The sequence below is a fragment of the Rahnella sp. CG8 genome (assembly GCF_023701875.1).
Taxonomy (GTDB): Bacteria; Pseudomonadota; Gammaproteobacteria; order Enterobacterales; family Enterobacteriaceae; genus Rahnella; species Rahnella aceris.
The window spans coordinates 131,048-151,801 of the sequence record NZ_JABAED010000010.1 but is presented as its reverse complement, the minus strand read 5'-3'; the positions used below and the strand labels follow the sequence as shown (position 1 = coordinate 151,801).

General features: G+C 55.3%; 19 protein-coding genes and 1 tRNA gene. 11 read left to right on the top strand and 9 right to left on the bottom strand.

What is annotated here, in order from left to right:
- Positions 1–50: 50 nt before the first annotated feature.
- From dppF to dppA, 5 genes are all read right to left on the bottom strand, one after another.
- Positions 51–1,064, bottom strand: a complete 1,014-nt coding sequence (gene dppF / locus HGO41_RS11935; protein ID WP_037033810.1) for a dipeptide ABC transporter ATP-binding subunit DppF — start codon at positions 1,062–1,064, stop codon at positions 51–53.
- Positions 1,054–2,079 (bottom strand): dipeptide ABC transporter ATP-binding protein, encoded by a 1,026-nt coding sequence (gene dppD / locus HGO41_RS11930; protein WP_013573447.1) that lies wholly within the window; start codon positions 2,077–2,079, stop codon positions 1,054–1,056. The genes dppF and dppD overlap by 11 nt, the downstream gene beginning before the upstream one ends.
- Before the next feature lie 10 nt (positions 2,080–2,089).
- Positions 2,090–3,004 (bottom strand): dipeptide ABC transporter permease DppC, encoded by a 915-nt coding sequence (dppC, locus tag HGO41_RS11925; protein ID WP_013573446.1) that lies wholly within the window; start codon positions 3,002–3,004, stop codon positions 2,090–2,092.
- A 10-nt stretch (positions 3,005–3,014) separates the two neighbouring features.
- Positions 3,015–4,034 carry a dipeptide ABC transporter permease DppB gene (dppB, locus tag HGO41_RS11920; protein ID WP_013573445.1) on the bottom strand — a complete coding sequence of 340 codons (1,020 nt, stop codon included), beginning with the start codon at positions 4,032–4,034 and terminating at the stop codon, positions 3,015–3,017.
- 200 nt (positions 4,035–4,234) lie between these two features.
- Positions 4,235–5,842 carry a dipeptide ABC transporter periplasmic-binding protein DppA gene (dppA, locus tag HGO41_RS11915; protein WP_037033811.1) on the bottom strand — a complete coding sequence of 536 codons (1,608 nt, stop codon included), beginning with the start codon at positions 5,840–5,842 and terminating at the stop codon, positions 4,235–4,237.
- A gap of 728 nt (positions 5,843–6,570) precedes the next feature.
- On the opposite strand from dppA, the gene HGO41_RS11910 reads away from it, so the two are divergent.
- The 11 genes from HGO41_RS11910 (at position 6,571) to HGO41_RS11860 (ending at position 17,439) form a co-directional block, all read left to right on the top strand.
- A complete protein-coding gene (locus HGO41_RS11910; protein ID WP_217244452.1) occupies positions 6,571–7,497 on the top strand; it encodes a LysR family transcriptional regulator in 927 nt (308 codons plus the stop codon).
- 257 nt (positions 7,498–7,754) lie between these two features.
- Positions 7,755–9,194 carry a M20 family metallopeptidase gene (locus HGO41_RS11905; protein ID WP_037033813.1) on the top strand — a complete coding sequence of 480 codons (1,440 nt, stop codon included), beginning with the start codon at positions 7,755–7,757 and terminating at the stop codon, positions 9,192–9,194.
- A gap of 349 nt (positions 9,195–9,543) precedes the next feature.
- Entirely contained in the window at positions 9,544–11,142 is a 1,599-nt protein-coding gene (locus HGO41_RS11900) for an ABC transporter substrate-binding protein (protein WP_217244451.1), read from the top strand.
- 29 nt (positions 11,143–11,171) lie between these two features.
- Positions 11,172–12,257, top strand: coding sequence for an ABC transporter permease (locus tag HGO41_RS11895; protein ID WP_013573440.1), 1,086 nt, complete (start codon positions 11,172–11,174; stop codon positions 12,255–12,257).
- Entirely contained in the window at positions 12,254–13,189 is a 936-nt protein-coding gene (locus HGO41_RS11890; protein WP_112197519.1) for an ABC transporter permease, read from the top strand. Before HGO41_RS11895 ends, HGO41_RS11890 begins: the two co-directional genes overlap by 4 nt.
- Positions 13,182–14,048 carry an ABC transporter ATP-binding protein gene (locus HGO41_RS11885; protein ID WP_014411456.1) on the top strand — a complete coding sequence of 289 codons (867 nt, stop codon included), beginning with the start codon at positions 13,182–13,184 and terminating at the stop codon, positions 14,046–14,048. The genes HGO41_RS11890 and HGO41_RS11885 overlap by 8 nt, the downstream gene beginning before the upstream one ends.
- The gene (locus tag HGO41_RS11880) at positions 14,048–14,830 is read left to right on the top strand and encodes an ABC transporter ATP-binding protein (RefSeq protein WP_014411455.1); all 783 of its coding nucleotides are present in this window, start codon (positions 14,048–14,050) and stop codon (positions 14,828–14,830) included. The genes HGO41_RS11885 and HGO41_RS11880 overlap by 1 nt, the downstream gene beginning before the upstream one ends.
- A gap of 19 nt (positions 14,831–14,849) precedes the next feature.
- Positions 14,850–16,229, top strand: a complete 1,380-nt coding sequence (locus tag HGO41_RS11875) for an MmgE/PrpD family protein (protein ID WP_014411454.1) — start codon at positions 14,850–14,852, stop codon at positions 16,227–16,229.
- Between the two features lie 82 nt (positions 16,230–16,311).
- Entirely contained in the window at positions 16,312–16,530 is a 219-nt protein-coding gene (locus HGO41_RS11870) for a type II toxin-antitoxin system RelE/ParE family toxin (protein WP_041672954.1), read from the top strand.
- Between the two features lie 81 nt (positions 16,531–16,611).
- Positions 16,612–16,956, top strand: a complete 345-nt coding sequence (locus tag HGO41_RS11865; protein WP_013573435.1) for a type II toxin-antitoxin system PrlF family antitoxin — start codon at positions 16,612–16,614, stop codon at positions 16,954–16,956.
- Positions 16,957–16,962: 6 nt separating this feature from the next.
- Positions 16,963–17,439 carry a type II toxin-antitoxin system YhaV family toxin gene (locus HGO41_RS11860; protein WP_014411451.1) on the top strand — a complete coding sequence of 159 codons (477 nt, stop codon included), beginning with the start codon at positions 16,963–16,965 and terminating at the stop codon, positions 17,437–17,439.
- A gap of 102 nt (positions 17,440–17,541) precedes the next feature.
- Here HGO41_RS11860 and HGO41_RS11855 read toward each other — a convergent pair.
- The 4 genes from HGO41_RS11855 to HGO41_RS11840 form a co-directional block, all read right to left on the bottom strand.
- Positions 17,542–17,618 (bottom strand) — tRNA-Pro (locus HGO41_RS11855).
- A gap of 100 nt (positions 17,619–17,718) precedes the next feature.
- Positions 17,719–19,398, bottom strand: coding sequence for a kdo(2)-lipid A phosphoethanolamine 7''-transferase (gene eptB / locus HGO41_RS11850; RefSeq protein WP_131638498.1), 1,680 nt, complete (start codon positions 19,396–19,398; stop codon positions 17,719–17,721).
- A 271-nt stretch (positions 19,399–19,669) separates the two neighbouring features.
- Positions 19,670–20,092, bottom strand: coding sequence for an organic hydroperoxide resistance protein (locus HGO41_RS11845; RefSeq protein ID WP_013573432.1), 423 nt, complete (start codon positions 20,090–20,092; stop codon positions 19,670–19,672).
- A gap of 134 nt (positions 20,093–20,226) precedes the next feature.
- Complete coding sequence (locus HGO41_RS11840) at positions 20,227–20,685, bottom strand: MarR family winged helix-turn-helix transcriptional regulator (protein WP_013573431.1); 459 nt, start codon at positions 20,683–20,685, stop codon at positions 20,227–20,229.
- Positions 20,686–20,754 lie beyond the last annotated feature (69 nt).

Below are 20,754 nucleotides of genomic sequence, written 5' to 3'. Positions count from 1 at the left end.
CAAAAAAGCCCGCTTTCGCGGGCTTTCTCATATCAGCTGTTCAGCCGGTATTACGCAACGGTCTGCGTCGTACCGGTTTCATCCTGATCGACGGCAAAACAGGCGACGAGCTGATCGCCGTACTGTTTCAGCTGCGGCTGGAACTGCTTGCAGGTGCCGAACGCACGGCGGCAGCGGGCGTTGAACGCGCAACCGGCTGGCGGATTCAGCGGGCTTGGCAGCTCGCCGGTCAGTTTGATGCGCTCACGGCGTTCGTCCGGGTTCAGACGCGGTGTCGCGGACAACAGCGCCTGTGTGTACGGATGACGCGGATTGCTGAAGATGGCGTCTTTCGGCCCCTTCTCCACGCAGCGTCCCAGATACATCACCATCACTTCGTCAGCAATGTGTTCAACCACGGACAAGTCGTGGGAGATGAAGACGTACGACAGCCCTAAATCCTGCTGCAAATCCATCATCAGGTTCAGTACCTGCGCACGCACGGAAACGTCGAGCGCGGAGACCGGTTCATCGGCGATCACCACGTCCGGATCCAGCATCAGACCGCGGGCGATAGCAATACGCTGACGCTGGCCGCCGGAGAACATGTGCGGATAGCGGTCGTAATGCTCGGTTTTCAGGCCGACTTTCGCCATCATCGCCAGGGCTTTTTCGCGACGTTCTTCGCGGCTAAGTTTGGTGTTGATCAGCAAGGGCTCTTCGAGGATCTGCCCGACTTTCTTACGCGGGTTGAGCGATCCGTAAGGATTCTGGAACACGATTTGGATCTTCTGACGGCGCAGCTTTTCAGCGGTTGCGTCAGGTTTCAGCAAATCCTGACCACGGTAATACAGCTCACCGCCGGTCGGCACTTCAATCATGGTCAGCAGGCGGCCCAGCGTGGATTTACCACAACCGGACTCCCCGACCACCGCCAGCGTTTTACCGCGTTCGAGGGTAAACGACACGCCGTCGAGCGCTTTCACCGTGCGTTCCTGGCCGAAGATGCCCTTCTTCACCGGGTAATGTTTTTTCAGGTCAATCGCGTGCAACAGCGGCTGCGGTTGGGTGTTATCAGGACTCATAAGTAGGTCTCCCGGCATCATCCAGCGGATAATGGCACTTCGACTGACGCCCGTTCGCGAGGTCACGCAGCGCAGGTTCTTCTTTACGGCAAAGATCGGTTGCATACGGGCAACGCGGATTCAGCAGACAGCCGTTAGGACGGTCATATTTACCCGGCACCACACCCGGCAAGGATTGCAGACGCGCTTTATCTGCGGCGAATTCCGGCAGTGAGCGCAGCAGCGCCTGCGTATACGGATGGCGTGGCGCACGGAAGATTTCCGTGGCTTTTGCCGATTCCACTACCTGTCCGGCATACATCACAATAATGTGCTGCGCGGCTTCGGCCACCAGTGCCAGGTCATGGGTGATCAGCATCAGCGCCATGTTTTCGCGTTGTTGCAGATCGAGCAGCAGTTCAATAATCTGCGCCTGAATGGTCACGTCGAGCGCGGTGGTTGGCTCATCGGCGATCAGTAATTTCGGGCGACAGGCAATCGCCATTGCGATCATCACGCGCTGACTCATCCCGCCGGAAAGCTGATGCGGATAAACATCGAGACGCGAAGCCGGATCCGGAATACCGACCAGATTCAGCAAATCGATGGTGCGCTGACGACGGGTCTTTTTGTTGCCGCCCTGATGCACCTTGATGGCTTCCATAATCTGGAAACCGACGGTGTAACACGGGTTCAGGCTGGTCATCGGATCCTGGAAAATCATCGCGACTTCGGCACCGACAATCTGGCGGCGTTCTTTTTCGCTGATGCCCTGCAGATTACGGCCACCAAACTCGAGTTTTTCAGCCATCACTTTACCGGGGAAGTCGATCAATCCCATCAGCGCCAGTGAACTGACCGATTTACCGGAGCCGGATTCACCGACAATCCCGACCACTTCGCCCTGTTTCACGCTGTAACTGATACGGTCTACGGCGCGGAACGGCGTCCCTTCGTCACCAAAGTGAACGGAGAGTTTATCCACGGTCAGCAACGTTTTACCGACCTGAACATCATTCGTTAATGTTGTTTCCATCTCCAACCCCTTACTGCTTAAGTTTAGGGTCGAGGGCATCACGCAGGCCATCACCCATCAGGTTAAATGCCAGCACCGTCAGCAGAATGATCACGCCGGGGAAGGTCACGACCCACCAGGCACTTTGAGCAAACTGTAAGACGTCCGACAGCATGGTGCCCCACTCCGGCGTTGGCGGCTGTGCGCCCATACCGAGGAAGCCCAACGCTGCCATATCAAGGATGGCGTTGGAGAAGCCAAGCGATGCCTGAACGATCAGCGGCGCTAAGCAGTTAGGTAAAATATTGATGAACATCTGACGGGCAGAACCGGCACCGGCCACGCGCGACGCGGTGACGTAGTCGCGGTTCACTTCCACCAGCACCGCAGCGCGGGTTAAGCGGACATAGTGCGGTAAGGCGACGAAGGTCAGCGCCAGCGAGGCGTTAACAATCGATGGGCCAAAAATTGCCACCAGCACCAGGGCCAGCAACAGGCTTGGCAGGGCCAGCATGATATCGACCACACGCATGATGATGGCGTCAACCACACCGCCGTAGTAACCGGCAAACAGACCGAACACCACGCCGAGGATCAGCGACAGTACGACAACCAGGCAACCGACCAGCAGCGATAAACGCGCGCCGTACATCAGACGCGACAGAATATCGCGGCCGACGTCGTCGGTGCCCAGCAGGAATTTCCAGCTCCCGCCTTCCATCCAGACAGGCGGGCGCAACAGCGCGTCACGGAACTGTTCGGCAGGCAGATGTGGTGCAATCACGTTCGCACCAATCGCAATGACCAGCATGATAATGATGTAAGCCAGGCCGACAACGGCCCCTTTGTTACGCTTGAAGTAATGCCAGAATTCGCGCAAAGGCGGCATCGGCACTGGCGCAGCCGTCACTAACTCGTTAGCGACCGGCTCAGTGGTTTGAGACATTGTGCGCCCCTTATTTCTTGTGGCGAATACGCGGGTTGACCACGCCGTAGAGCACATCTACCAGCAGGTTAACCACGATGATCAGAGTAGCGACCAGCAACACCCCGCCCTGCACGACCGGATAGTCGCGGCGCTGGAGTGCGTCGATCAGCCACCGGCCGAGTCCCGGCCAGGAGAAGATGGTTTCCGTCAGAATAGCGCCGCCGAGCAGCGTACCAACCTGCAAACCAATGATGGTCACCACCGGCAACAGCGCATTGCGCAGCGCGTGGATGACGATCACCCGCATACGGCTGACGCCTTTGGCGCGCGCGGTACGGATGTAGTCTTCGCCCAGCACTTCCAGCATGGAAGAACGGGTCATACGCACAATCACCGCCAGCGGAATGGTGCCCAGTACGATGGCCGGTAAAATCATGTGCATCACGGCATCCACGAAATCACCCGGTTCGCCCCAGAACAGCGTGTCGATCAGCATAAAGCCGGTCAGCGGCAGGCTGTCATCCAGGAAGACGGTATCGCTTATTCGCCCCGATACGGGCGTCAGATTAAGCTGCACCGAGACCAGCATCACCAGCATGATCCCCCACCAGAATATCGGCATCGAATAGCCGGTCAGCGAGATCCCCACAGCCGTGTGGTCGAATATCGATCCCCGTTTTACCGCCGCCAGCACACCCACCGGAATACCGACAATGATCGCGAAGATCATCGCGCAGATGCCCAGTTCCAGTGTTGCTTTGAAGCGCGGTACGAATTCCTGCCAGACAGGGGTGCGGCTTTTTAAGGACGTGCCCAGGTCGCCATGCAGCACACCGTTCACGTAGTGGAAATATTGTTGGTAAAGAGGCTTGTCGAGCCCCATATCTGCCATCAGCTGGGCGTGACGTTCGGGGGAAACACCGCGTTCGCCTGCCATGATGGTGACCGGGTCGCCTGGTATCATGTGTACGAAGGCAAAAGTCAGCAAAGTAATGCCGATAAACGTTGGGATAACTAACCCCAGACGTCGGAGTATGAACTGCAACATATCCCGTACTCTCTGTATAAAATGCCCGGCGAACCGTAGCTCGCCGGGCTTATTGTGGCTCACATTTCTTTCTTGAGAATCAAGGCTGTACTGAATGGCCCGCGAGCAAGGCGGAGGAGCACAGCAATCAAGACATACCTTCAGGCAGGCGAAGATTGCGAGCACCACACAACGCAGCTCCCGGGTTATTCAGTAAGCGATCACTCCATTGAGACGTTTTCGAAGTGGTGTTTGCCGAGCGGATCGACGACATACCCTTTGACTTCTTTGCGAACAGGTTCGTATACGGTGGAGTGAGCGATGATCAGCGCAGGTGCCTGGTCATGCATCACAACCTGAGCCTGCTGATACAGCGCGGCACGTTTGGCGTGATCAGATTCAGCACGGGCTGGCTGGATCAAATCTTCAAACGGCTTGTAGCACCAGCGGGAGTAGTTGGAACCGTCTTTCGCCGCTGCACAGCTGAACAGGGTAGCGAAGAAGTTATCCGGATCCCCATTGTCGCCGGTCCAGCCCATCATCACAGACTGGTGCTCACCGTTCTTAGCACGCTTGAGGTATTCGCCCCACTCGTAAGTCACGATGTTGGCTTTCACGCCAATTTTTGCCCAGTCAGCCTGGATCATTTCAGCCATACGGCGTGCGTTCGGGTTGTACGGACGCTGTACCGGCATCGCCCACAGGTCGATAGCGAAACCGTCTGCGTGACCGGCTTCTTTCAGCAGCTCTTTGGCTTTCTCAGGATTGTATTCGTAATCCACAACGTCTTTGTTGTAGCCCCACATGGTTGGTGGGATCAGGTTTTTAGCCGGCTGGCCAGCACCCTGATAAACCGCATCGATGATGGCTTTTTTGTTCACAGCCATGGTCAGTGCCTGACGCACTTTCACTTCATCCAGTGGTTTCTTCTCAACGTTGAAGGACAGATAACCTACGTTCAGGCCAGGCTGTTGCATCAGGTTGATGGATTTATCTTTCTTCATTGCCGCGATGTCAGCCGGGTTCGGGTATGGCATCACCTGGCATTCGTTTTTCTGCAGTTTCGCGTAACGCACGGAAGCGTCAGGCGTGATGGAGAAGACTAAACGGTCGATCTGCGGCTTGGTGCCCCAGTAGCCCGGGAAGGCTTTGTAGAGAATGCGTGAATCTTTCTGGTATTGCAGAAGCTGGAACGGACCGGTACCGATCGGATCCAGGTCGACTTTCTCAGGGGTTTTCGCTTTCAGCATGTTGTCAGCGTATTCCGCAGACAGGATAGAAGCGAAGTCCATCGCGAGGTCAGCCAGGAACGGAGACTCCGGGCGGTTCAGCACGAACTGCACGGTGTTGTCGTCCACTTTCACGATCTTGTTGATCAGATCGCCCATACCCATGCCTTCGAAGTATTCGTAGCTGCCGCCGGAAACGCCGTGGTAAGGGTTATTTTTGTCCAGCTGACGTTCGAAGGAATACACGACGTCGTCCGCGTTGAAATCACGGGTCGGTTTGAATTCCTTGTTGTCCTGCCACTTCACGCCTTTGCGCAGATGGAAAGTGTAGGTTTTGCCATCAGCAGACACGTCCCACTTCTCAGCCAGACCCGGCTGGATTTCAGTGGTCCCGATCTTGAATTCAACCAGACGGTTGTAGATAGGCACGGAGCTTGCGTCATACGTGGTGCCAGAGGTGAACAACTGAGGGTTGAAGCCTTCAGGTGAACCTTCAGAGCAATACACTAACGTTTTTGCCTGGACACTGGCCGCAACGGTCAGCGCAATCAGGCCCATACTGAATTTCAGTAGCCCCGACTTACCTAAAGAGATTGTCATCGCTTCTGCTCCATCGATTAATGGTGATGTGGATGTGTGTGTTGTGTATACAGCTCACGTCACCCTTTATTTTTATTTGCGGGTGACTGTGTTTGCTCGTGTGCTGCAATAAGTCCAACCAGAGCATGGTGAACTGCCATTTTTTTCCTTCGATCTGTAAAGCTGTCTTTACAAAATCTTACCGGAAATAATCACTGGTCTTCCTTGGGGCTATCAATTTGGCAACTCCTTTCCTTGACGTCAATATAACCATCAGGCATTTACACAGACTGTGAGTTACAACAAACAAACATAAAAAAACATTTTGTTAACCAAATCAGGATGAATGTTCAGTTTGCGCAGTGAATAACCAGACAATCCCCTTTGTAAAAGAATATTCCTGGGGGTTTCGCCCATTTTAAATCCCTAAAAATTTCTGGCTAAATGATGAATATATGAACGGTTATTTTTGAGATAGGGGTGGAAACCAGCGGAAAATGCTGACAAGTGCAGCAAACGGCGTCGAGTCATCAGCGAAAGCGTTTGCACTGGCACCCGCAAAATACCCCAAAATAGCGCAATTGCACGCTGGTGGTGCAGGTGATTTAGCGTACTGATGTTGTCTGTTTTTCCGGCACAAGCCGGGTTGCGGGCGGACATGGATTGAAACCAATATGTTAAGCAGTTTTTAAACTCTGGCGCATTTATTGCTTGTTATTACGGGCTTATTACCCGCCAGAGGTTTTCTGATGGAACTGAAGTGGTTTGAAGATTTTCTCAGTGTGTCTCAGTGCTATAGCTTTACGCGAGCCGCCAGTGAAAGAAACATCACCCAGTCCGCGCTGAGCCGACGAATTAAGCAACTGGAAGAATGGCTTGGCGTGCCGCTTTTTGACCGAAAAACCTACCCGATACGCCTGACGCCGGAAGGCCAGGACTTCCTGCATACTGCGGCAGATCTGGTGTTTTCCATGACACAACTGCGCAGCGACCTGCGTGAGCGCCATGCGCAGAAGCACGCCATCGTGCATTTTGCCGCGCTCAATACGCTCTCCCTGACCTTTTTCCCCGACTGGATCAACCAGATCGACCCGTCGCATCAGTACGGCTACATTCGTTTGTGCGATCAGCAGCCGTCATTCAGCGGCAATATTTCCCTGCTGCTGGATGGCGAAACGGATTTTCTGCTGACCTACGCCCATGATTCCGTTCCGCTGATGAAACAGCTCGAACGCTTTCCCTATATCGAACTGGGAAAAGAGAATGCGCTGGCCGTCTGTGCACCAGACGATGGCGGCAAGCCCCTGTTCCCGCTGAGCCCCTTTGGCGGCACCCGCGTCCAGCTTCCTTATCTCAGTTACGGCAATCGGTCCTTTTTTGCCCACGCGCTGAGTGCCCTGTTTGCGTCGCGCCCGCTGCCGCTGAAGCCGGTGTATGAAAATCCGATGTGCAGCGGCCTGAAAGCGATGACCATTTCCGGCTGCGGCGTGTCGTGGTTGCCCACCAGCCTGATCTGCGAGGAACTGGCGAACGGCTCGCTTATCCGCGCCGGAGAACGAAGCTGGGATATTCAGGCCAGCATCCGTCTTTACCGGCTGGAAAAATTTCGTACACCACAGGCTGAACGGCTGTGGAATAAAGCCAGCCAGTTGCACCAGACCCGCGCCGTCGCCTGACCGGTTCCGGCGATAAAAATGTTCCCTTTCCACGCTAGGCTCCCGCGTGAGGCTCCCCGCAACCTGTAATTTCTCCTTTCTATTCAGAGAGTCACGCTGACTATTCTGTTTTCGCATATCTCAAAATATCTATGCGGTTTTGGAATGGGTCAGCTGAAAGACTCATTGGATCTTTGCCTTTTCTGCACACATTCTGAACAGGTTCCTCCGACACACTGACCTCATAAAACTGTAGCCACTGGCACAAGGAGTCTCCGTTGAATAACGCATCTGCGCAGAATAAAGAAACCGTCTGGAGCCTGGTCGACGCCAAAAAAGCCCTGTTCACCGCCCTGAGCGATCGCGTCTGGGGCATGCCTGAAATTTGCTATACCGAATACCGTTCCGTTGCCGAACACACGGCGATGCTGAAAGAACAGGGTTTTCGCGTCACTGAAAATGTCGCCGACATTCCGACGGCCGTGATGGGCGAAGCCGGTGAAGGCGGCCCGATCATCGCCATTCTGGGCGAATACGATGCGCTGCCGGGGCTGAGCCAGGTAGCCGGGATTGCCCGCCCTGAACCTTTACCGGGCAACGGTCAGGGGCATGGCTGCGGGCACAATCTGCTGGGTTCTGCCGCCATGCTGGCAGCTACGGCGCTGAAAGACTGGCTGGCACAAACCGGCACGCCGGGGCGCGTGCGCTATTACGGCTGTCCGGCGGAAGAAGGTGGCGCCGCCAAATCCTTTATGGCGCGCGCCGGGGCGTTTGACGGCGTGGACGTCGCCATCACCTGGCACCCGAATGCCTTTACTGAAGTTGCCCGCGCCGAATCGCTGGCCAATACCCGCATGGATTTCGTCTTCCACGGCCGCTCCTCGCACGCCGCCGCCTCGCCGCATCTTGGACGCAGTGCGCTGGACGCCGTTGAACTGATGAACGTCGGCGTTAACTACCTGCGCGAACACGTACCGCAGGATTCCCGCATTCACTATGCGATGCTCGATTCCGGCGGCATCGCGCCGAACGTGGTGCAGGCGCGTGCCGCCGTGCGTTATGCCATCCGTTCACGCGACGTACATGCCATGTTTGAACTCAACGAGCGCGTGAAAAAAGTCGCACAGGGCGCGGCGCTGATGACCGAAACCACCGTCGATATCAGCATCATGAGCGCCGTGGCCAACCTGCTGGGCAACCGCCCGCTGGAAGAAGCCATGCAGCGTAACTTCGAACTGCTCGGTCCGCTGGAATTCGACGCGGCTGACAAAGCCTTTGCCGCTGAAATTCAGGCCACGCTCAGCCCGCAGGATTTGCAAAGCGCCTACCGCCGCATCGGCCTCAAAAAACCGCAGGACGCCTCACCGTTATGTGAATTCATTGTCCCGCTGGAAACCTCCGGCGAACTGATGCTGGGTTCAACGGACGTCGGTGATATCAGCTGGAAAATGCCGACCGTGCAGGCGCATGTCCCGACTTACGCCATCGGGACACCGGGTCACTCGTGGCAGCTCACCGCGCAGGGGAAAATGCCTGCCGCGCATAAAGGGCTGGCTTACGTCGCCAAAATCATGGCCGCCACCGCCATCGACACCCTGACCGACAGCGCACTGATGGCAGCCGCCAAACAGGCGCATCAGGAACTGACCGCTGAAACCCCTTATGTGTGCCCGATCCCGCCGGAAGTCAAACCGCCGGTTCAGCCACGTCCTGAATAAAAGTTTGAAGCACCCTCTCTGATGACAGGGAGTGGGTCTGCTCCTCCCCCTGCGAAGGGGGAGGCCGGGAGGGGGTTTAGCAGGCAACTCCGGTGATGCCATTAATCCCCCACCCCAACCCTCCCCTACGCAGGGGAGGGAGCCGATCGAGTCTTTGCTCCTCCCCCTGCGAAGGGGGAGGCCGGGAGGGGGTTTAGCAGGCAACTCCGGCGACGCCATTAATACCCCACCCCAACCCTCCCCTTCGCAGGGGAGGGAGTTGACCGAATACGCCTTCTCTTTCTGCGAAAGGGGCTGACAGAGATTCACTATTTTACGCTCGTTTTTTTTAATCAAAGGAACCCGATTTATGCTCAACACCAGAACAAAAATCCTCGCCACAATGATTGGTCTCACATGGGGAAGTACGGCTGCACAGGCCGCGACGCCTGCGGATTCGCTGGTGATGGCATGGAATATTGACGCAATCAGCACCTTTGACCCGGCGCAGATTGGCGAAGTGGTCACTAATGAAATCATCAAAAACACCTGCGACACGCTGGTGGATTTCGATCCGAAAGACGAATCCCGCGTTATTCCGCGCCTGGCAAAAAGCTGGGATATCTCGCCTGATCGCAAACAAATCACCTTCCATCTCAATACCGGCATGACGTTCCCGTCCGGCAATAAAGCCACAGCGAAAGACGTCGCCTGGTCGTTGCAGCGCGTGGTGCTGCTCGGTTTCGGCAATTCCGCCACCCTGACTGAATATGGCTTTACCAAAGATAACGTCAAAGAACGCATTACCGCGCCCGACGACGACACGCTGGTGATGAAATTCGACCAGCCGTACCCGACCAATCTGGTCTTACAGGCTATCGCCGCCAATAACGTGTCGACCACGCTGGATCAGGCGCTGGTGGAGAAAAATGCCGTTGGCGACGACATGGGCAACAAATACCTGACCACGCACACCGCCTGCGTCGGTGCCTATCAGCTGATGCGCTGGAATGCCGGTGAAGGCGTGGTGTTGCAGGCGAATAAAGATTACTGGGGCGAGAAACCGAAACTGCAACGCATCCTGATCCGCCACGTTGCGGAAACCGGCACGCAGCGCCTGTTGCTGACACAGGGGGATGTGGATATCGCCCGTGACCTGGCGCCGGACGATTTACGTGATCTGGACAAAGGCGGTCAGGTGAAGGTGGAGAAAGTCCTCAAGCCGCAATTGTTCTTCTGGACCTTTAACAGCGAAGACCCGATTTTCAAAAACCCGAAAGTGCGCCTCGCGATGCGTTATCTGATTGATTATCAGGGGCTGGCTTCCACCGTGATGCCGTATCTCGGTGTGCCGCGCGCCAGTTTCGCCCAGCTCGGCGCCTTTGGTGCGCTGGATAAAGATGCCGGACAGCCGTTCAAACTGGATCTGGCGAAAGCCAAACAGTTGCTGACCGAAGCCGGTTATCCCGACGGTTTCTCCGCCAAACTGATCATCGGCACCCTGCCGCACTCGGCGCCTATCGCCCAGAGCACGCAGGAAAATGCCTCGAAAATCGGCGTAAAACTCTCCATCGAAAGCATGGCCAATGCCCAGTTATTCAGCCGCGTGCGCGGGCGTGAATTCCAGAGCGCCATGATGGCATGGCAGACCTCGGTGCCGGATGCGCACGGTAACGCCTCGCGTCTGGTCTACAACCCGGACAACAGCAAAGAAGCCAAGAAAACCCAGTATCCGAGCTGGCGTGCTTCGTATTTCGATCCGGCGATGAATAAAAAAGTCACCGAAGCGCTGCTCGAACCCGATGAGCAAAAACGTATTGCCCTCTATCACACCTTGCAGGAAGAGCAGATGCAGCAAGGCCCGATGGCGATCATGTTCCAGATGTACAACACCGCCGGGCTGACCAGACAGGTCAAAGACTGGACGTGGAACGGCTTCCGCGTTTATTACGCACTGGCATCCAAATAAGCCTTCCATAAAAAACCAAGGAGCGCCCGATGTCGCACCTCGATCCGACCACAGCAGGCATAGCGCCTGCTGAACCTCTCTGGCTGCGGCTGCGCGAAAGCGCCGCCCGGCTGAGTAAATTGCTGGTTTCCGTGTTCTGCACGTTACTGGGGCTGGCGGCGCTGACCTTTTTTATCGGGCGCTTGCTGCCGATTGACCCGGTGGTATCAGTGCTCGGCGATAACGCCAGTCAGGAAGCCTATCAGAAGATGTATCACCTGCTCGGGCTGGACAAACCGCTGTGGGAACAGTTTCTGATCTACCTGAAAAACGTCGCGATGCTGGATTTCGGTAACGCACTGACCACCGGCAATCCGGTCACCACCGACATTGCCCGCGTGTTTCCGGCCACGCTGGAACTGGCGACGCTGGCGGCACTGATCGCCACCTGTCTGGGCATTCCGGCAGGCGTGTTATCGGCGATGTACCGCAATACCTGGTTTGATCACTGCATCCGCTTTATCGGCCTGCTCGGCCATTCCGCGCCGAATTTCTGGCTGGGTCTGATGGGGCTGGTATTGTTTTACGCCGGACTCGGCTGGATCGGCGGGCCGGGGCGTATCGACTTTATGTATGAATTCGACGTGCAGAAAGTCACCGGATTTTATCTCATCGACACCGCACTGACCGGAAACTGGGAGGCGTTTCGCAACGTTTTCAGCCACCTGATTTTACCGGCATCGATTCTTGGCCTCAGCGGGCTGTCGTACATCAGCCGCATGACCCGCAGCTTTATGATTGAACAACTCGGACAGGAATATGTGATCACCGCCCGGGTGAAAGGGTTGTCATGGGCACGCAGTGTGTGGATCCACGCCTTTCGTAATGTGGCGGTGCAGGTGGTGACGGTCGTCGCGCTGTCTTACGCCTTTTTACTCGAAGGCGCGGTGCTGACCGAAACGGTATTCGCCTGGCCGGGTTTTGGCCGCTATCTCACCAACGCCATGCTGGCGGGCGACATGAACGCCGTGGTGGGTTGCTCGTTACTGATCGGCGTGATTTTTGTGGCGCTGAACCTTATCTGCGACCTGCTTTACCGCATCTTTGATCCGCGAACCCGTCAGGAGCAATCATGACCGACTCCGCTAAACCTCATCTCACAGCGCGCCCGGCGTTTTCCCTGCGGGCATGGCTCGACGCGCCGGTTCCGGCCACACCGTGGCAGGCGCGCGTGCAGCAAAGCCTGAATCAGTGGCGACGCTTTCGCCGTAATACTTCGGCGCTGTTCGGGCTGATCGTCATCCTGTTTATCGTCACAGTGGCGATTTTTGCGCCGTGGCTGGCAACGCACGATATTTATGCCCAAAACCTGCAACTGCGTCTGGCGCCGGTGAGCCGCGAATACTGGCTGGGGACCGACGAACTCGGGCGCGATATTTACAGCCGCCTGATTTATGGCGCGCGTATCACGCTCTACATCACCGGCCTGACGGCGCTGATTGTCGGTCCCCTCGGATTACTGGTCGGCACGCTGGCGGGCACCGTTGGCGGCTGGACGGACACCATTCTGATGCGCATCGTCGATATCTTTCTGGCGTTCCCGAGTCTGATTCTGGCGCTGGGTTTTGTCGCCGCACTCGGCCCGGGTATCGAGAATGCGATTATCGCGATTTCACTTTCTGCCTGGCCGCCGATTGCCCGTCTGGCACGCGCCGAAGCCTTGTCTATCCGCAAAATGGATTACGTCGCCGCCGTGCGTTTGCAGGGTGCGTCGCAGATGCGCATCATCCTGCGCCACATCATTCCGATGTGTCTGCCTTCGGTGGTGGTGCGCCTGACGCTGAATATGGCGGGGATTATCCTGACCGCCTCCGGCCTCGGATTTCTCGGCCTCGGGGCACAGGCACCCAGTCCGGAATGGGGCGCGATGCTCTCTTCCGGCCGCCAGTTCATGATGACTCACTGGACGATTGCCGCCATTCCCGGCCTGTCGATTCTTTTCACCAGCCTGGCGTTCAACCTGTTCGGTGACGGCCTGCGCGACGTACTGGATCTGCGCCATGACTGAAACATTGCTTGATGTGCAAAACCTGAACATTACGTTCAAAGGCCACCGGCAGGAAAACCACGCAGTGCGCGGTATCTCCTTCTCAGTTGGCCGTGAAAAAGTGGCGATTGTCGGCGAATCCGGTTCCGGTAAATCGCTCACCGGCCGTTCACTGCTGAAACTGACGCCGCAGGGTGCCAGCGTCAGCGCCGACCGCATGCAGTTTGGCGATATCGACCTGCTCAGTACCGGCGAGCGCCAGATGCGCAAAATCCGCGGCAAACGGATTTCGATGATTATGCAGGACCCGAAATTCTCGCTGAATCCGCTGATGCGCGTCGGTCATCAGATTAATGAGGCATACCGCATTCACTTTCATGTCAGTGAAAAAGAAGCCCGCGTGAAAGCACTGGCGATGCTGGAAGCGGTGAATATCCGCGATCCGGAACGGGTGTTTGACCTGTATCCGCACGAGATTTCCGGCGGCATGGGGCAGCGCATCATGATCGCCATGATGCTGATCCCTGAACCCGATTTGATTATCGCCGACGAACCCACGTCGGCGCTGGACGTCACGGTGCGTCAGCAGGTGCTGAGCGTACTGGACGCGTTGCTGGCACGGCGCAAAACCGGCCTGCTGTTTATTACCCACGATCTCGGGCTGGTGTCGAGTTTCTGCGACCGCGCACTGGTGATGTACGCCGGACGTATTCTCGAAGAAATTTCGGCAGATCAGCTGCATAACGCCAGACATCCTTACACCCGCGCCCTGCTCGCCAGTCAGCCGGATTTACAGCATCCGGTGGACATGCTCGCTATTCCGGCACGCGACCCGGCGTGGCTGACCGGCCCGGTATATCGCTACGGAGAAGCCTGCTGATGACCACTTTCATGAATCCCACGCCGCCGCTGACCGCCGACCGGATGCTCGAAACCGTCGATCTGAGCATCGCTTTCGGCAAAGGCACTCACAGCAAAACCGTGGTCGATAGCGTCACAATGCACATCGCCAGAGGCGAAAGTTACGGGCTGATTGGCGAGTCAGGCTGCGGAAAATCGACCATTCTGCGCACGCTGACCGGCCAGAACACCCGTTACAGCGGCGCGATTTTGTATCAGAACCGCGAACAACATCCGGTGCGCAATAAAGACTATTACCGGCAGGTACAAATGGTGTTTCAGGATCCGTATGCCTCGCTGCATCCGCGCAAAATGGTCTACCACACGCTGCTGGAACCGCTGGTGATCCACGGCATGGACCGGCGGGAGGCACGCATCAGCGACGTGCTGAATGCGCTTGGCCTGAGCGATGCCTTTCGTTACCGCTATCCGCATCAGCTTTCGGGCGGTCAGCGCCAGCGTGTGGCACTGGCACGGGCGCTGATCATTGAACCGCAGGTGCTGCTGCTTGATGAACCTACATCCGCACTGGATGTGTCAGTGCAGGCGGAAATCCTCAATCTGCTGAAAAAACTGCGCCGCGAACGCAATCTGACCTATCTGATGGTGACGCACGATCTGGCGGTGGTCGCGCACCTGTGCGACCGCGTCGCCATCATGCATCAGGGAAAACTGCTGGAAGAACTGACCGCCGCCGAAATCCGCAGCGGCGCGGCCCGCGAGCCTTATACCCAACAATTTCTTGCTGCCAGCCGCCACTGAAGCCGTTGAAGGAAACATCATGAATGTGATTGAAGCCATTGCCCGCTGGTGTTGCAGCCAGCCTGATTTCAGCACCACCGCGCGCCGCAAAGCCCGGGAAGCGATCACCGATACGCTGGCCTGCCTGTACGCCGGACAGGATGATTTCTCCAGTCGTGCCGTGCGTGCCGCCAGCGAAAGCTATTTTACCCCGCAAGCCCGTTGCCGTTTAGCCGGTGGCGGACGCGCACCTGCGGCCATCGCCGCGATGGTCAACGGCACGGCCGCGCACGCCATCGATTATGACGATAATTTTGCGCCGGGCATGAGCCATGCGTCTGCGGTGCTGGTACCTGCATTACTGGCAGTCGCTGATGATATCCATGCCAGTGGCGAACAACTGGTGAAAGCCTATCTGATCGGTTTGCAGGCGCAGGCGTTTGTCGGTTCCGGCGTCGCGCCTTCGCATTACACTGCGGGCTGGCACGGCACCTCGACCGTCGGCTGCATCGGCAGTGCGGCAGGTGTCGCCTGGCTGATGGGATTAGATCAGGCAGGTATCGCCAGAGCGTTAAGCAATGCCGTCAGTTTTGCCTCCGGCACCAAAGGTCAGTTCGGCACGCCGATCAAACCGCTGCACGCAGGATGGGCTGCCCGTAATGCAGTTGACGCGGCGAATTTTGCCCGGCAACACATGCAGGGACGCATTGATATTCTGGACGCGCCGCAGGGCTTTCTGGAAATGTTTGGCGGCCTGACGCCGCCGGGCTGGAATATTCCGGCCATTTTGGGCACCCATTTTCACGTCATAGAAACCACCGGCGTGATGCCCAAACGTCACCCGTGCTGCGGCTCGACGCACATGATTATCGACGCCCTGGACGACCTGCGTGCGCAGCATGATTTCAGTGATGATGACGTGCTGACCGTTGATACGCTGGTCGGCATCGCCAATCTGCGCAATCTGGCGTATCCGCTGCCGGTCAATGAAATGCAGGCGCGCTTTTCGATGCAATACTGCGTCGATACCTGGCTGCGCAACGGCTCGCTGAGCGTCGCTGATTTCACGCCAGCGCGGGTCGCAGAACTCACTGAACCGGCACGTCTGGCGCGCATATCCCTGCGCTGCTATACGCCGGAACAGGAAGCAGAAACACCGCCGGGCGATCGCCTGACACATGAAGTAACGCTTACCCTGCGCGATGGCCGCACGTTACAGGCAGCCCGCAAACTGGCGAAAGGCAGCAACAGCGAACCGTTCAGTGACGCCGACAGACTGCGAAAATTCACTGATTGTTGCACCACGATGAGCAACGCCAGCGACCTTTTTCGTCAGCTCAACCGGCTTGAGGAGCAGGAGGATTTAGGTTTTTTAGCCCCGTTGTTGGGTGAATCTTTGCGGGACGGTGCGCAGGGTTGATTGCAGGAAAACGGCGTGCCGGACATTTTTACGTGATGCCTCGCAGGGATGAAAATCCGGCGAAAATGCCCCTTTCTTACGTGTGAGGCAACGCCTATTCTCGCGGCTCAGGGAACTCAAGAAAGGCGATCTCAGTTACCTGAGGGTGCATAAATTTCCGCTGGAAAAGCAGCAGGCTTTGCTGGGTTATTGCTGGCGTGAAGAAAAAATTGAACTGTATCTTCTGAGCCTGGATTCGCATGAGAATTTCTATCAGGATCATAAAAATCACCGCAAAGGCGATTTGAAGATGATGAAGTAAAAAGCAATGCATTTGCATTGGCAATGCAAATGCATTACGCTGACAAAATTGCTCAAATAAGCATCATTATGGAGTCTCATTATGTCAGCCTCGGCACTATGGGGAATAAAATTCGAAGCCGAATCCAAAGTCACCCGCCGCTTCCAGACCACCATTCCGGCCACTATCCGTAAGGCATTAAATCTCACCGAAAATGATCGGATCCAGTACAAGATTTTGCCAGACGGGCAGGTGGTTATTTCGAGGCAACTCGAAGAAGCGGAAGACCCTGTTATCAGTGCTTTTCTCGGTTTTGTGGCAAAAGATATGCTCAATAACCCGGAAAATATGCAGCCGGTAACATTATCCCTGCATGAAAAAATCAATGTACTGACCGCCGGGATGGCTATCGATCTTGAGAGCCCGCTTTCTGACGATGACGAGTAAAGGATTATGCACAATCAGGCCATGGAGATTAACGGATGGACCCTTCTCGCTCATCCTCTGATCCTGCAACAAATACAGGCACTCACTGATCAGGTTGTTTTACTGCGCCGCAAAGATCCGGCGGGCTATAAAAGTAAGAACGCCACCAAACGGCTGGCTGCGATCAATAAGCTGATGTTTGACGTTATCCCGCAGGATCCGGCGCGTGTTGAATTCCGTCAGGGCGATACGTTAGGCGGGGAATTCTCACACTGGTTCAGGGCAAAATTCTTCCAGCAGTACCGTTTGTTTTTCCGCTACAACCTGAAAAGCCGGATCATTATTTACGCCTGGGTGAATGATGATAAAGAATTACGCGCCTACGAAAGCAAAACAGACGCATACCGGATGTTTCGCAAGATGTTGAAAAGCGGTGAACCGCCAGACAACTGGCAGGCACTTTGCGAGGCGTCAGGGAAGGTAGCGGCGGAAGAATTACCTTAGTCTCCCTCATACACGCCACAAAGCAAAAAGCCCGCAACCAGAAGGCCGCGGGCTTTTTACAGACGAAAAAAAACCTGCTTTAAAAAGCAGGTTTTTCAAATATGGTCGGCGAGAGAGGATTCGAACCTCCGACCCACTGGTCCCAAACCAGTTGCGCTACCAAGCTGCGCTACTCGCCGAATGGGGCGCATCTTACTGCGACCCCCTCAGAGCGTCAACGGCTTTTTATAACATCCGAACTGACTGCCCATAAATTATCCGATACGCCGCCAAAATAACCTACAGCTTCTGTTCTGTCTGCGGTTTTGCACACCAGTTATTCGCCGGATTAATACCACCGTCCGGCGACGTATAACCCAGACAGCCTAAAATCGAATCGAATAACTCAACGTGACGTTTCTTCGCACCGACCCGCTGCTGCGCCTGCAACTGCTCAAACGCCAGCTTGTGGTCCGGTTGTTCGAGGAAACTGTCAGAAGCCCACACCATCATCGGCACACGGAACTGCTCCGGTGGTGCCATCTCGCGCGGCGTACCGTGCAGATGCGAGTTCTCATCGATAGATTCGCCGTGATCGGAAGCGTAAAACACCAGCGCTTTCTTATCACGCAGTTGATCAATTACGCTGTCAATAAAGGTATCGGTGTACAACACGCTGTTATCGAAGGCATTAATCAGTTCCGCTTTGGTGCAGGTGTTGCTCTTACATTCCGGGGTATAGCGGGCGTAACTGCGCGGATAACGCTGGGAATACAGATAGTGCGAGCCTTTGGTATGCAGGATCACCAGATGCTTGCCTTTCGGATGTGTTTTCAGTGATTGCTCTAACTCATTGACCAGCAACATGTCATCGACCGGCTTGCCATCGTTGCGTTTTTCCGAGGCGATAATTTCACGGAAGGAGAAATTATTGGTGTCAGCATTATTGTAGAACCACAGCTCGCTTTGCATCGCGAACAGCTCTGAAGTGAAGCCCAGTGATTTCATCACCGCAAAAATATTCTGTTCTTTCAGCGTACGCTGCGGATTATCCGCCGTACCGCCTTCACGCACGAACATACAACGCAGTGACAACTTGGTGGCCGTATCGCAGGATGTCCCGCGAAACGCCACCAGGTTCTTCTCTTTGGACAGGCGCGGTGTGGTATCCCGCTCGTAGCCCAAAATCCCCATATGATCCCAGCGGGTGGTTTCACCGATGATAAACACCACGTAGGTATCGTCGATGTCAGCAGGTGCAACGTAAGTGAAGTTCTTCGCCGGATCAAAGTAATTACCGGCATCCTGACTTTCATCCACCTGCGTATAGGCATACAAACCCAGTGCAGCCAGCCAGTTAGACGGCAGATAGGAGTGCGCGACAACACCGCCGTAGCTTGGCAAATCGACGTTAGTTTTCTTCTCATTCACACTCTGCGCGTGATCCAGGGAACGCAGCGGCAACCACACCAGCAATGCCGCCGCCAGCAGCACCGCTAAAGGCAGCACACGCTGCCCCGGCGTTTTCATTTGTTCGATCAATGTCAGACGCAGATTATTTTTCCAGATGAGGAACAGCGGTACCGCGCTGACCAGCGCCATCCAGATAAACAGATGATAACCAATGATCTCTTTGCTCAGATCGATATCGGTGGTCATCACCGACACCACGATGCCGTAGCCGATCACCACGTTGAACATCACCATGTAATAACTGGCGGCAACGGAAATCAGCACCAGCAAACTGGCGATAATGCGGAAGAACAGCCGCCCGCCCAGCGAGAGCAAGCGCAGAACAAAGAAGGTAAATAAGACGATGGCACAGACTTCGGTGACGGCCTGAACCAGTTCAGCCGACGTGAAATGATTGACCAATGCAGCAAAGCGGCGCTGGAACACAGAGACATTCAGAAAAATGCCAATGTAAATCGCTAACAATAAAGAGATATTTTGCTGCGATAGAGTCTTCACTCTATTCATGAAAAGTGACTTTCCTAACGTATTTTGAAAGATTTGGAATCATTGTGACATGTTTATGGCGGACTGGTTCACAGATTATGCTGAGAATGCGGTTTTATGCAGCTTTCTGGATTATTCCGCATGCGCAGCGACGTCGTATTTTCTTTCCGAATATTTTCTGTTGGTCTGTGGATACGCGCTGGTAATGCAAAAAGGAGGCCGAAGCCTCCTGAGATTTTTTGCTTTTATACATCACAACATTCCCCTGGTGAAGGCGTTGTGTATCAGAACATTATTTAACGTTCAGCGTGACGTCGATATTGCCACGGGTCGCGTTGGAGTACGGGCAAACCTGATGCGCTTTTGCCACCAGCGCTTCGGCTTCGCTGCGTTCAAAGCCCGGCAGGGTAATATCCAGCTGTACTTCGATGCCATAGCCGCCCGGGATAGCACCAATGCCTACCGCACCTTCGATTTTAGCGTCAGCAGGGATCTTAATTTTTTCCTGCGCGGCCACGGCTTTCAGTGCGCCGAGGAAACACGCGGAATAACCGGCGGCAAACAGTTGCTCAGGGTTGGTACCGCCACCCATACCGCCCATCTCTTTTGGTACGCCCAGTTTGACGTCAAGAACGCCGTCATCGGAAGTCGCACGGCCATCACGGCCACCGGTAGCGGATGCATGAGCACGATACACAACTTTTTCAATAGACATATTTCGTTCCTTATCTGTGATAAATACTTATTAGTTTCAAACGATTTAATCGCACACTACTTAATTAACTTTACCTGACGACCCGCAGAAGCACCTTCGGACTCGTCTGGTTAACACTCTTAAGACAATCAGCGCTACGCTTTATCCTGAAGTTTAGCCCGTAATACTTCGAGCTGCTGTTTCAGCGCCACGAGTTCGCCGATATCACATTCCGTCGCACACACAATGGCTTCGGGAATGTCCTGTGCTTTTTCACGTAGTGCCTTACCCGCATCAGTCAGGGAAATAATCACCTGGCGTTCATCTGCTTTGGCGCGCTGACGCACCAGTAAACCTGCCGCTTCAAGACGCTTTAACAGCGGCGTTAAGGTCGCCGAATCCAGAAACAGTTTTTCGCCGATTTCAGACACCGTGACTTCATCACGTTGCCACAGCACCAGCATCACCAGATATTGCGGATAAGTGAGCCCGAGTTCCCCGAGTAACTTACGGTAAACTTTATGCAGTGCCAGATTCGCAGAGTAAAGCGCGAAACACATCTGTTGATCCAGATGCAGCATGCGGTGTTGTGTTGGGTCGCTGTCTGTTTTCATGTTCATGCCGCCAATATATATAGTGCACGATATTATCGCAAGCTATTTCCGTGAATTTAATCAGCAGAA

Excerpts from the sequence above, each read along its gene's own strand:
- dppF (WP_037033810.1), bottom strand. The coding sequence starts at position 1,064 with ATGAGTCCTGATAACACCCAACCGCAGCCGCTGTTGCACGCGATTGAC.
- dppD (WP_013573447.1), bottom strand. The coding sequence starts at position 2,079 with ATGGAAACAACATTAACGAATGATGTTCAGGTCGGTAAAACGTTGCTG.
- dppC (WP_013573446.1), bottom strand. The coding sequence starts at position 3,004 with ATGTCTCAAACCACTGAGCCGGTCGCTAACGAGTTAGTGACGGCTGCG.
- dppB (WP_013573445.1), bottom strand. The coding sequence starts at position 4,034 with ATGTTGCAGTTCATACTCCGACGTCTGGGGTTAGTTATCCCAACGTTT.
- dppA (WP_037033811.1), bottom strand. The coding sequence starts at position 5,842 with ATGACAATCTCTTTAGGTAAGTCGGGGCTACTGAAATTCAGTATGGGC.
- HGO41_RS11910 (WP_217244452.1), top strand. The coding sequence starts at position 6,571 with ATGGAACTGAAGTGGTTTGAAGATTTTCTCAGTGTGTCTCAGTGCTAT.
- HGO41_RS11900 (WP_217244451.1), top strand. The coding sequence starts at position 9,544 with ATGCTCAACACCAGAACAAAAATCCTCGCCACAATGATTGGTCTCACA.
- HGO41_RS11895 (WP_013573440.1), top strand. The coding sequence starts at position 11,172 with ATGTCGCACCTCGATCCGACCACAGCAGGCATAGCGCCTGCTGAACCT.
- HGO41_RS11890 (WP_112197519.1), top strand. The coding sequence starts at position 12,254 with ATGACCGACTCCGCTAAACCTCATCTCACAGCGCGCCCGGCGTTTTCC.
- HGO41_RS11885 (WP_014411456.1), top strand. The coding sequence starts at position 13,182 with ATGACTGAAACATTGCTTGATGTGCAAAACCTGAACATTACGTTCAAA.
- HGO41_RS11880 (WP_014411455.1), top strand. The coding sequence starts at position 14,048 with ATGACCACTTTCATGAATCCCACGCCGCCGCTGACCGCCGACCGGATG.
- HGO41_RS11875 (WP_014411454.1), top strand. The coding sequence starts at position 14,850 with ATGAATGTGATTGAAGCCATTGCCCGCTGGTGTTGCAGCCAGCCTGAT.
- HGO41_RS11865 (WP_013573435.1), top strand. The coding sequence starts at position 16,612 with ATGTCAGCCTCGGCACTATGGGGAATAAAATTCGAAGCCGAATCCAAA.
- HGO41_RS11860 (WP_014411451.1), top strand. The coding sequence starts at position 16,963 with ATGCACAATCAGGCCATGGAGATTAACGGATGGACCCTTCTCGCTCAT.
- eptB (WP_131638498.1), bottom strand. The coding sequence starts at position 19,398 with ATGAATAGAGTGAAGACTCTATCGCAGCAAAATATCTCTTTATTGTTA.
- HGO41_RS11845 (WP_013573432.1), bottom strand. The coding sequence starts at position 20,092 with ATGTCTATTGAAAAAGTTGTGTATCGTGCTCATGCATCCGCTACCGGT.
- HGO41_RS11840 (WP_013573431.1), bottom strand. The coding sequence starts at position 20,685 with ATGAAAACAGACAGCGACCCAACACAACACCGCATGCTGCATCTGGAT.